General features: G+C 73.1%; 9 protein-coding genes. 3 read left to right on the top strand and 6 right to left on the bottom strand.

Going from position 1 to position 10593, the window contains the following annotated elements:
- Positions 1 to 75: 75 nt before the first annotated feature.
- The 3 genes from KBX50_RS29425 to rocD all read left to right on the top strand — a co-directional run bounded on the left by KBX50_RS29425 (position 76) and on the right by rocD (position 3386).
- Entirely contained in the window at positions 76 to 984 is a 909-nt protein-coding gene (locus KBX50_RS29425; RefSeq protein WP_210941124.1) for a thrombospondin, read from the top strand.
- Positions 985 to 1359: 375 nt separating this feature from the next.
- Positions 1360 to 2175 carry a dimethylargininase gene (gene ddaH, locus KBX50_RS29420; protein WP_210941123.1) on the top strand — a complete coding sequence of 272 codons (816 nt, stop codon included), beginning with the start codon at positions 1360 to 1362 and terminating at the stop codon, positions 2173 to 2175.
- Positions 2172 to 3386 (top strand): ornithine--oxo-acid transaminase, encoded by a 1215-nt coding sequence (gene rocD, locus KBX50_RS29415; RefSeq protein ID WP_210941122.1) that lies wholly within the window; start codon positions 2172 to 2174, stop codon positions 3384 to 3386. The genes ddaH and rocD overlap by 4 nt, the downstream gene beginning before the upstream one ends.
- A gap of 53 nt (positions 3387 to 3439) precedes the next feature.
- On the opposite strand, the gene KBX50_RS29410 is transcribed toward rocD, so the two are convergent.
- From KBX50_RS29410 to cutA, 6 genes are all read right to left on the bottom strand, one after another.
- Positions 3440 to 4588 (bottom strand): FHA domain-containing protein, encoded by a 1149-nt coding sequence (locus tag KBX50_RS29410; RefSeq protein WP_210941121.1) that lies wholly within the window; start codon positions 4586 to 4588, stop codon positions 3440 to 3442.
- Complete coding sequence (locus KBX50_RS29405) at positions 4585 to 4878, bottom strand: 4a-hydroxytetrahydrobiopterin dehydratase (protein WP_210941120.1); 294 nt, start codon at positions 4876 to 4878, stop codon at positions 4585 to 4587. The genes KBX50_RS29410 and KBX50_RS29405 overlap by 4 nt, the downstream gene beginning before the upstream one ends.
- 69 nt (positions 4879 to 4947) lie before the next feature.
- On the bottom strand, positions 4948 to 5787 hold the full coding sequence (locus KBX50_RS29400) for a DUF4097 family beta strand repeat-containing protein (protein WP_210941119.1): 840 nt from the start codon (positions 5785 to 5787) through the stop codon (positions 4948 to 4950).
- Positions 5788 to 5862: 75 nt separating this feature from the next.
- Positions 5863 to 6393 carry an Arc family DNA-binding protein gene (locus KBX50_RS29395; RefSeq protein WP_210941118.1) on the bottom strand — a complete coding sequence of 177 codons (531 nt, stop codon included), beginning with the start codon at positions 6391 to 6393 and terminating at the stop codon, positions 5863 to 5865.
- A 240-nt stretch (positions 6394 to 6633) separates the two neighbouring features.
- The gene (locus KBX50_RS29390; RefSeq protein ID WP_210941117.1) at positions 6634 to 10224 is read right to left on the bottom strand and encodes an SCO7613 C-terminal domain-containing membrane protein; all 3591 of its coding nucleotides are present in this window, start codon (positions 10222 to 10224) and stop codon (positions 6634 to 6636) included.
- A gap of 48 nt (positions 10225 to 10272) precedes the next feature.
- Positions 10273 to 10593, bottom strand: coding sequence for a divalent-cation tolerance protein CutA (cutA, locus tag KBX50_RS29385; protein WP_093405300.1), 321 nt, complete (start codon positions 10591 to 10593; stop codon positions 10273 to 10275).

Below are 10593 nucleotides of genomic sequence, written 5' to 3'. Positions count from 1 at the left end.
CCTGGTGGGTGTTGTGGCGTGGTTGGCGATACGGGGCTGATGCCGCCAGCCACGCATCGATCAGGAGGTGAACCCATGAAATTTTCTTCGCTGTTGCGCCGGGAGGAACCGGCGCCGTCGGCAGCCGACGACAGCAGGACCGGGACGGTCGCCACCGACGCCCGCCCCGGCGAGCGGTCCGGTGCCGAGGGCCGCACCGACGGCAGCACCACCCGCCGAACCGCTGCGGACCCGGTCGCCGGCCAACCCGCCACGGACCGAGCCGCTACCGACCAGCCCGCCACTGACCGAGCCGGCACCAGCCCGACCGCTGGCACCGACACCGCCCGGGTGGATGGCCAGCCCGACGCGCAACGGAGCGCCGAGGCCCGAGCAGCCACCGCCCGATCCACGGTTCACGGTTCCCGCCGCGCTCGTGCCGGCACCACCGAGACCGTCGACGGCCACCGCGTCACCGGCGTGGACCGCACTCTCGACGGTGACCGCGCCAGCGACCGGGACCGGGCCGTCGATGGCCTGCACACCACCGACCGCACCGCCGACCGCACCGCCGACCGCGACCGGAGCGCCGGCACCGTGGACCGGGACGGCAGGGTCGACGACGACCGGACCCCCGACGGCGCAACCGGCCGGGACGTACCGCCGGCACCGGTCGGGCCACGGCCCCGGGCCAGCCTGCTGGCCACGCTCGGCCTGATCGTCGGCGTCGCCAGCGTCCTGTCCGTGCTCACCGGCGCCCTCGCCGGGTACGGCATCGCGCTGGGCGCGGTGGGGGCGGTACTCGCCGTGCTCGGTCTGATGGCCACCCGTCGGCGGCACATCGCCGGCAAGTCCGACGCGCTGCTGGGCATCGCCTTCGGCCTCGGCGCGGTGGTCCTGGGCGTGCTGGCGATGACCGGCCAGTACGACTGGCCGACCACCGACGGAGATGTGGTGGTCCGCTTCCGCGAGTGGCTTGATTCACAGTTTGTCGATCGCCTGTAACGGGCACTTTTCGGCCCGCCGGTGGTTCACCGGTGCCGGTCGGTGCGGAACCGACCGTAGCCCGATCAGATCTGGTGGTTCACCAGCCGGGCGCACATGCTCGTCAGGGGCGGCGGTTCGCCGCCCCTGACGTATGTCCGGAGGCAGTCGTCCCCTGACACCTGCCCGGCGACCCGCGCCCGGCGAGCCGGGCCGGGAGGGAAGCCGTACGCAACGAATCTGCTCCAACCGGGTGCCAAACGCAATGATCTGCCGTCGTATGCAAGGGTTCGCGGTGGATCCAGCTGGTCGAGCCCGCATACCGTTGAGCCACGGCGCCAGCCCGTGTGCCGACGGTGGCCGGGCGCGCCCGAGGCTTGGAGCAGGACAATGACGATGGACGCCACCCGCCAGCGCTTTCTGATGTGCCGGCCGACGTACTTCGCCGTCGATTACGCGATCAACCCGTGGATGGACCCGACCGCACCGGTCGACACCGACCTCGCCGTGCGGCAGTGGGAGCGGTTGCGCCAGGTCTACCTGGACCTGGGCCACACCGTCGAGGAGATCGCGCCGGTGCCGGGCCTGCCCGACATGGTCTTCGCCGCCAACGGCGGCACCGTGATCGACGGCAAGGCGATGGCAGTGCAGTTCCGCGACCCGCAGCGCGCCGACGAGGCGCCGGCGTACCGCGCCTGGTTCGAGGCCGCCGGCTTCGAGATGTACGACCCGAAGCACGTCAACGAGGGCGAGGGCGACGTCCTGCTGGCCGGGGACCACCTGCTCGCCGGCACCGGTTTCCGCACCGCGCACGCCTCGCACGCCCAGCTCCAGGAGGTCTTCGGCTACCCGGTGATCGCCATGCAGCTGGTCGACCCGCGCTTCTACCACCTGGACACCGCGCTGACCGTGCTCGACGAGCGGACCGTGGCGTACCTGCCGGAGGCGTTCTCGCCCGGCAGTCAGGCCGTGCTGCGCCGGCTCTTCCCGGACGCGGTGCACGCCACCATGGCCGACGCGGAGGTGTTCGGGCTCAACGCGGTCAGCGACGGCCGGCACGTGGTGCTGCCCGAGCAGGCCACCGGCCTGGCCGCCACGTTGCGCGACCGGGGCTACGAGACGATCGGCGTCGACCTGTCCGAGCTGCGTCGGGCCGGCGGTGGCCCGAAGTGCTGCACGTTGCGACTCCGTCAGGGAAAGGCGAACCGATGATCGAGGACATGCTGCGGACCCCGGCCGCGGTGCAGGACGCGGAGCGCCACACCGCGCACAACTATCACCCGTTGCCGGTGGTGATCTCCTCCGCCGAGGGCGCCTGGGTGACCGACGTGGACGGCAAGCGTTACCTCGACTGCCTGGCCGGCTATTCGGCGCTGAACTTCGGCCACCGGCACCCGACGCTGATCGCCGCCGCGCACGCCCAGCTCGACAAGCTGACGCTTACCAGCCGGGCGTTCATCCACGACCAGTTCGCCGACTTCTGTCGGGAGCTGGCGGCGCTGTGCGGCAAGGACCTGGTGCTGCCGATGAACACCGGGGCCGAGGCGGTCGAGACCGGGATCAAGGTGGCCCGCAAGTGGGGCTACCAGGTCAAGGGGGTACCGGACGGCCAGGCGAACATCGTGGTCGCGGAGGGCAACTTCCACGGGCGTACGACCACCATCGTCAGCTTCTCCACCGACTCCGACGCCCGGGCCGACTTCGGGCCGTACACCCCCGGTTTCCGGATCGTCCCCTACGGCGACCTGGCCGCCCTGACCGAGGCGATCGACGAGCACACCGTCGCCGTGCTGCTGGAGCCGATCCAGGGCGAGCAGGGCGTGGTGGTGCCGCCCGAGGGCTACCTGCGCGGCGTACGGCTGCTCTGCACCGAACGCAACGTGCTGTTCATCGCCGACGAGATCCAGTCCGGCCTGGGCCGCACCGGCACCACCTTCGCGTGTGAGCAGGAAGGCGTCGTGCCGGACATGTACCTGCTGGGCAAGGCGCTCGGCGGCGGCATCGTGCCGGTATCCGCGGTGGCCGCCGACACCGACGTGCTCGGCGTACTCCAGCCCGGACAGCACGGCTCCACCTTCGGCGGCAACCCCCTCGCCTGCGCCGTGGCGACCGAGGTGGTCCGGCTGCTGGCGACCGGAGAGTTCCAGCGCCGCTCCGCCGCGCTGGGCGAACGGCTGCAAGCCGGCCTGCGCGGCCTGATCGGCAAGGGTCTGGTCGCGGTACGTGGCCGGGGTCTCTGGGCCGGCCTGGACATCGACCCGGCCCTGATGAGCGGCCGGAAGGCCTGCGAGCGGCTGATGGAGCGGGGTGTGCTGGCCAAGGACACGCACGGCTCGACCATCCGACTGGCCCCGCCGCTGGTGATCACCGAGGAGGAGATCGACCACGCGGTGGCGCAGGTGGCCGCCGTCCTGGCCGGCTGAGCGGTCGTACCCTCCGGTGGGCGTCGGGACCTGGTCCCGACGCCCACCGGCGTTCAGCGTGGCAGGCGCATCGCCATCGTCGGGGCCTCGGACATCACCGAGTCCGGGTTGTACGGCGCTCCCGCCGGGAACTCGTTCGGGCGGCCGACCTGCACCCCCGGGTACAGCTCCACCATGTCACCGGTGCCGAGCACCCGGGACTGCTGCGGGGCCAGCGGGATCCGGTCCGCCTCCGTGAGGGAACCGCCCGGCCGTACGCCGGAGCCGTTGGTGCTGACGTCGGTGGCGACGACGTCGCCGCCGCGCAACTCCAGCCGCAGGTGGTTGCGGCTGATCCAGCGCCGTGCCTCGTCGTTGAGCCACTGGCCGAGCATGATGCCGCCGGAGCCCTCCGGCGCCCGGCCGATCACCACCGGCTGTTCCTCGGTGAGTACGAAGCGACGACGGATCAGGCCACCGACCCGGATGGCGAGGACCTCGCTACGTGGCCGGGGCCCGGCGTCACGCAGCCGCGCGCCGTGTCGGGGGCAGGTGGGCACGCCGTTGCGCAGCGACGGTGGCGGCTGCCCGGTCGGTGCCCGGTCGATCCGGGCCAGGTCGGCGAAGGCTCCCCCGCCACCGGCGCCGCCGAACAGGGTGCAGCCGGACTCCGGGCAGCGCCACTCGCGGGAGAGCAGCTTGGCACCGGCCGGTGAGGGCGGACCGGTGACCGGCGTGTGACCGCCGCCGACGTGGGCGATGAAGACCGGACCGCCGGCACCCGGCACCGGGGCGAGGACCCGGCCCGGCTGCTCCACCAGCCAGGGGAACCGTCCCCGCAGGCCGTCGAAGCGGACCCGGCTGAGCACCGGCAGGCCGAGCAGGTCGGCCACCTCCAGCATCCGGTCACCCGGGTTGTCGAGCACCTCCACCAGGCCGTCGTCGGCCCATCTGCGCACCACCATCCGCTCGTTGGAGGTGAGGTCGGCGTCGGAGAGCATCCCCCGGTGCACCACCGCGTAGACCGGGACGCTGTCCTCCTCAAGGCTGCGCGCCAGCGCGTCGATGACCATGCCGAGGCGCAGTGAACTCGCCGGCCGCCCGCCGTCGAGATCCTGGTAGCGGATGATTTCGGCCAGGTCGAGCACCGCGCGGGCCAGTTGCGGGTCGGTGCAGACCCGCCCCTCGATGGCGTCCAGCACCTTGCTGATCTCGAACCTCATCGGGCACCTTCCACGATCTCGTCGATCCGGCGCGCCAGCCGGATGTCACGCATGGTGACCCCGCCGACCGAGTGGGTCACGCATCGGAAGGCCACCGTGCGCCACCGGATGTCGATGTCGGGGTGGTGGTCCAGTTCCTCTGCCGCGACGGCAACCCGGTCGACCACTGCGATGGCGTCCGGGAAGCTGGCCAGCTCCACGGTTCGGGTGATCCCGGCGGGGTCTCCCGACCAGCCCGCCAGCCCACCCAGCTCGTCTCGCACCGCCTCGGCGGTGAGCACCTCTGCCATGGCCAGACCCTACCGGTGTCGGCCGGCACCACCGCCACCAGCGGCGAGCGGTCTCGGGCCCGGCTGGGGTCAGGATCGGTGGATGGTGATGTCGCCGTAGGAGGTGCGTCCGCGTACCTCGACCGTCTCGTCGCCTTCCTCGGGCCGGCTGGCGTCCGCCAGCAGGTTGCGTACCTGCCCGAAACCGGTGTTCACCTCAAGCCAGGCGGCGGTGCCCTCGGCCACGCCGATGTCGAGGTCGCCCGCGGCGGTGCCGAGCACGACCGAGCCGCGAACCACCTCGCCGAGGCGGATGCTTCCGTTGGAGGTCTTCACGTCGACGCCGGCGCCGGCCCGCTCGATGGCGATGGCGCCATTTGCGCTGCGTACCCGTACGTCACCGCCGACCGCGTCGATCGTGGTGTCGCCGTTGGAGTTCTTCACCTCCACGGCACCCCCGATCTCACCGAGCTGGATCTTGCCGGAGCCGGTGGAGACCTCGGCGTCGCCGGTGATGCCGTCGGCGGTGATGTGCCCGAAGCCGGTGTGCAGGCGCAGCGAGCCGGTCCGTTCGAGCCACACGTTGCCGGTGGTCTTGAGGCGGCACTCGCCGAGCCGACCGACACAGCGGATGTCACCCATCAGCAGATGTGCGTCCAGCTGGGAGTTACTGGGCAGTTCGATGGTCAGGTCGACCGACCTGGTCTTGCGGGAGAGGTCGAAGGCGCGCTTGGGTCCGGTGACCCGGAGGGCGCCGTCGGCGTAGTCGATGCGGACCTGGGCGGCAGCTTGCACGTCCGACTCGTCGACGGCGTCGCTCGGCCGGACCTCGACGGCCGTGTCGGTCCGGTCGCTGGCGACGACACGTACGTTGCCGACGCCGAGTTCGACCGTGACGGAAATCGGTTCGGGCGTCTCGTAGACAGGCATGGTTGTCCCCGCTTCCTGGGTAGGTGGGTTGTCCCCGCAAGTCGGGGACGTGATGCGGAAAGCCGAGCTGTGCGGTCAGCGCACCCAGCCGGTGAAGCCCTGCCGAGCGCGTTTTCCGCTACCACGGGGCACGGAGCGCTGGTCGCGGCTGGGCCGTTGGAGAGCGGCAGCCGCCGACCGGACCAGCCAGGCGTTGACCGACCGCCCCTCCTTGCCTGCGGCCTCCTCGATCGCCACCTTGAGCTGCTCGGGCATGCGTACGTTGATTCGCGCCACAGGGCCGTCCTCGCCGACCAGCAGATCGTTGTCCGACCCGGCACCGACGCCGGCCGGGACATCCTCCGCATCCCCGCTCGACTCGCCGGGTGGCACGGTCACCACGAAGCTCGGATCGCGGCCACGCAGGCGTATCTCCACCGAACCCGGCGCCAGATCCCGGGTGATCTCGTCAGCGGCGGCCGACAGCGCTTCCAGCAGGGTCATCCGGATCGCCGACTCGAGCGAACCGGTCAGCCGCTCGACCAACGCACGGGCGTCCTCACCGCCGCTTTCGGCGAGAGCGGCGAACTCTTGTCCGAGGTTGCTCACATACGGATTCAGATCCATGGTGCCATCATGGCACATGCATGGCACCACCGCCAAGCCGCAACGACCCAAGATGGCACCTGATGTGGCACCACCAAGCCACCCGATCACTCATCGGAGGCGACAACATGCCTGATGTTGTCGCCTCCGCCGCTGCCTGACACAGCAAGATCCCCGATGTTGTCGCCCTCGGCGTGGTCCGTGGCGGTGCTGGCGATGTCGGGGCGACGGTGGCTCCCGAGGGTGGTTGTGGGCCGGGCGTCAGCTCATGCGGCCGACGGCGGATCGCAGTCGGAGCAGGTCCCGGCGGCGGCGCTCGTAGGTGGTCGCCAAGCCGATCAGCGCCAACCCGGCGGCGGCCAGAAAGGCCCACCGGGGCAGCAGGTCCCAGCTGCGCACCAGCTCGTACAGGGCCAGCAGGGCCAGTGTGCCCGCGCCGAGCAGCACCGGCGCCTGCCAGCGGCGGACCGCGCCGAGCAGCGTCGCGGCGAGCGCGGCGGCACCGAGCAGCAGTCGCCGCCAAGGGTCCGGGTCGGTACCGAACAGCACGACGGTCAGGCTGGGCAGCAGCAGGGCGGCCAGGCCCGGGCCGAGCGCAAGCCAACTGTTCAGCCCTGGCCGGGTACGCAGCCCCACCGCACCAGCGCCCAGCGCCACCGCGGCCAGCGGCACCGTGTACGCCTCCAGCACGCTGACTCCGCCGGCCGCCAACAGCAGCCAGACGGCCAGCAGTTCACTGCCCCCGCCGATGCCGGCGAATACCCGGCGCCGCTCGATCGACTCGTCCCGACGCAACAGCCGGACACCCATCGCGACACCCCACAACACGCAGATCGTCGCGGCATGCCGGAGTGCCCCAAGGGTGAGCAGCAGCGCGAGCAGCGCCACCGCCTGTGCGGCGGCATCCAGCACCCGCCCCACCAGCGCTTCCGGCCGACTCCACCGGCTCGACGGCAGCGTCGCGGCGAGCGCGAGGCTGACCGCGGCGACGCCGAGCACCGCGAACGCCGCCACGCGAGGCGGCTGCCCGCCAGCCAGCGGGGCAGTCAACGCGAACCCGGTCGCCGCCACCACCGCGACCAGCCACCCGAGCACGCGTACCGCGAGGTGACGCCCGCCCACTCCGACAACCGTCGCCGCCACCACCAACAGGCCCAGTCCGCCCAGGGTGCCGGCCCGGGTCGCCTGGAGGTTGAGCAGCCCGGCCGCCGCCAGCACCAGACCGACCGGCACGGCCACTCCGACGAACGGCCCGCCCGGGTGCCGCAGCGCGACGGTCAGCAGCAGAACCACACCACCCAGCAAAGCTGCGGCCGGCACCACCGGCCAGGGCACGGCGGCGGCGACCAGCAGCACCGGGCCGGCGGCGGCCACGAAGGGCAGCATCGCCCCGGCGACCGGCCAGCCATCGATACCGCTGCCACCGGCCCGGCCACTACCGGCCGGGTCACCACCGGCGCTGTCGCTGCCGGCAGAACCACCGACGGGGCCGTTACCAGCGCCGTCCCCCGTAGCGGAGGAACCCGCAGGGGCGGTGCGGGTCACCGGCCAGGCGAACAGGGCCGCCGCCAGGGACAGCAGCACCAGTGCCAGGCCGACCGGTAGCGCGTCCGGTGACAGGCGAGTCGCCGGAACGCCGGACCATGGGGCGGGTGGCGGCCCGTACGGCGTCAGCAGGGCGGTCACCACCACCGGCACGGCCGCCAGCACCGCCACCATGGCCAGGCCCAGCCCGGCCACCGGCAGCAGCCCCACCGGGCGGGCCCGGAATCCAGCGAGCGCCACCAGCGAGGCCGCCACCGACGCGTACACCGCCACCCGCTCGGCACCCGGCACGACCAGGGGCGACAGCCCGGTCAGCACTCCCACCACGGCGATCCCGGTCGCGGCGTACCCGGCCAGTTCGGGCCAGGATCGACGCAGCGCGAGCAGCGCCACCGCCGGCAGCGCGACGGCGGCCAGCGCGCCCCGGGCCTGCCACCACGGCGGGGCACCGACGCCGATCAGCGTGATCGCCGCCCCCGCCGGCACCACCAACACCGCGGCAGCCAGCCCGCAACCGGCCACCGTCCGCCGCACCGGGTCGCCGCCTCGGCCGGCGACCGCCACGCCGAGCCCGACAGCCAGGACCACCCCGCAGGCGGCACCGGCACCGATCGGGTCGGCCAGCCCGACCAGCAGCCCGTGCCCGAGCAGTGCCGCGCCGGCCGAGGCCGAGGTCAGCACCGCAACGGTGGGTAGCGTCGGGCGGGCCACCGCCGCGACCAGCAACACCACCCCGACCGCAAGGTCGATCGCGACCACCGCCGGCCACGGCGCGGCCCAGGCCACCGGCACGGCGAACGCAGTCGCGGCGAGACCGGCCACCAGCACCGCCGACCGCTTCGCCCGGGGCAGCAGCACTGCCACCGCCACCGACGTCAGCGCCGTCGCCACCGGCAGTTGCCAACCCCAGGCGAACAACGGGCCCGCCGTGGCTCCCCGCCACGGCGGCAACGACCGGCTCACGGCGGCACCGGCCAGCAGCAGTCCCGCCAGCGCCGCCAGCAGCCCGCCAGCGCCGGCCACCAGCAACGCCCCCGCGCGCGGGCCGGCCCGCCAGCCGGACGGGAGCAGCCGTACCGCGCCGGCCAGCCCGGCTGCGACCAACGCTGCCACCAACAGCCACACCGAGGCGCGCCACTCCACCACCGGGCGGAGAATCGCCGCTGCCAGCACCGGCACCAGCGCACCGGCCGCCAGCGCTCGTGCCGACCCGCCACCGGCCAGCAACGCCGCGCCGAAGGCGGTGAGCGCCACCAGCAGCATCGGTCCGCCAGCCAGCACCGGTACCCCAGCCGCCCGACCGACGAGCAGGGGCACCAGTGCGCAGCCTGCGGCGAGCAGCAGCCAACCGGCGAACCACGCCCAGGCCAGGAGCGTCCCGGCCAGCCGTACCGCCGGTGTCGTCGCGGCCCCCTCGTCCGCGACGACACCGGCCCGCCGCCGCAGCGCCACCACCATCGCCAGGTCGACCAGCGCCACCCCGACGAAGACCACCGCCCAGCCGGCCGGCTCCGGTCGGACCTCGGCGGCCAGCAGCGGCAACAGCGGCTGAACGACCAGCAGCGCGGCGAACCACGGCACGGCCAGGCGGCTGAACCGGGCGTAACCGACAGTCACCGCCGCGCTGATCGCCACGACCAGGGCGGCGTACCGGCTGCCCGGCCAGGCGGTCACGCCGAACAGGTCGACCGACCAGGCGGCGTACCCGTCGAGCAGTACCAGCAGCAGCCCGACGGCGGCGAAGGTCTCGGCGGTGCCGCGCAGCCCCCGCCGACGTGCGATCAGCGGCACCGCCAGCAGCAGCACGGTGAACGCCAACAGGATCGCTGCCCGACCAGCCACCCCGACCGACGCCCAGGCCACTGCGGTGAAGACCGTGGCCGCCGTACCGAGCAGCAGTCCACCCAGGACGAAGAGCAGACCCTGCACGGTCCGCGTCGACGTCTCCGCGCCACCCGGGCGAACCGGGACCGAAGCGGGCCGGTCCCCGGTCGGCACCGGAGCGGGCGCCGGGTGCCCGCCAACGGCCGGTGCGACGCGGTGGCCCGGCGGTGCGGTGGGCATCGGGAACTCGGCCCGGACCGCAGCGGCCAGTTCGTCCCGCCGTCGCCGCACCGTGTCCAGCCGCCCGACCAACCCCTCGTACGCCTGACGGGCCCGCTGCACCTCACCGCCCAGCACGGCGATCTCCCGGTCGAGCTGGATCACCTCGGCGGCGGCCGGATGCGGCGGCCGGCCGCAGCCGGTGCAGCCGGAGTTCAGATTCGCCGGGCCTCCGCAGGCCGGGCAGGGGTAGGCGTTGTCCACGCCGTCATCCTCGACGGCCGAGCACCGTCGGTACCAGAGTGCGCGTACTCAGGAGCGGGTGTGCTCGAAGACCCAGGCGGCGTACCCGGGATGGCCGCAGTCCACCCGGGTGACCAGGATTTCCGGCACCTCGTAGGGATGGCTGGCCCGTAACTGCTCGACCAACGCGTCGACCCGGTCGGGCGCGGTCTTGAACTGCACCGACCACTCGGTGCTGGTCTCCACCCCCGACCGCCACCAGTATGTGCTGTCCACCTGGCCGCCCACCTGCGCGCAGGCCGCCAACCGCCCGGCCACCGCGGCGGCGGCCAGCAGATCGGCGACCGACCGCGCGTCGACCACCGTCGTCACCACGCTGATCTGCTCCAC

The sequence above is a fragment of the Micromonospora sp. C51 genome (genome assembly GCF_018070435.1).
Lineage (GTDB): Bacteria > Actinomycetota > Actinomycetes > Mycobacteriales > Micromonosporaceae > Micromonospora > Micromonospora sediminimaris.
This window is presented reverse-complemented; position numbering and strand designations above follow the sequence as displayed.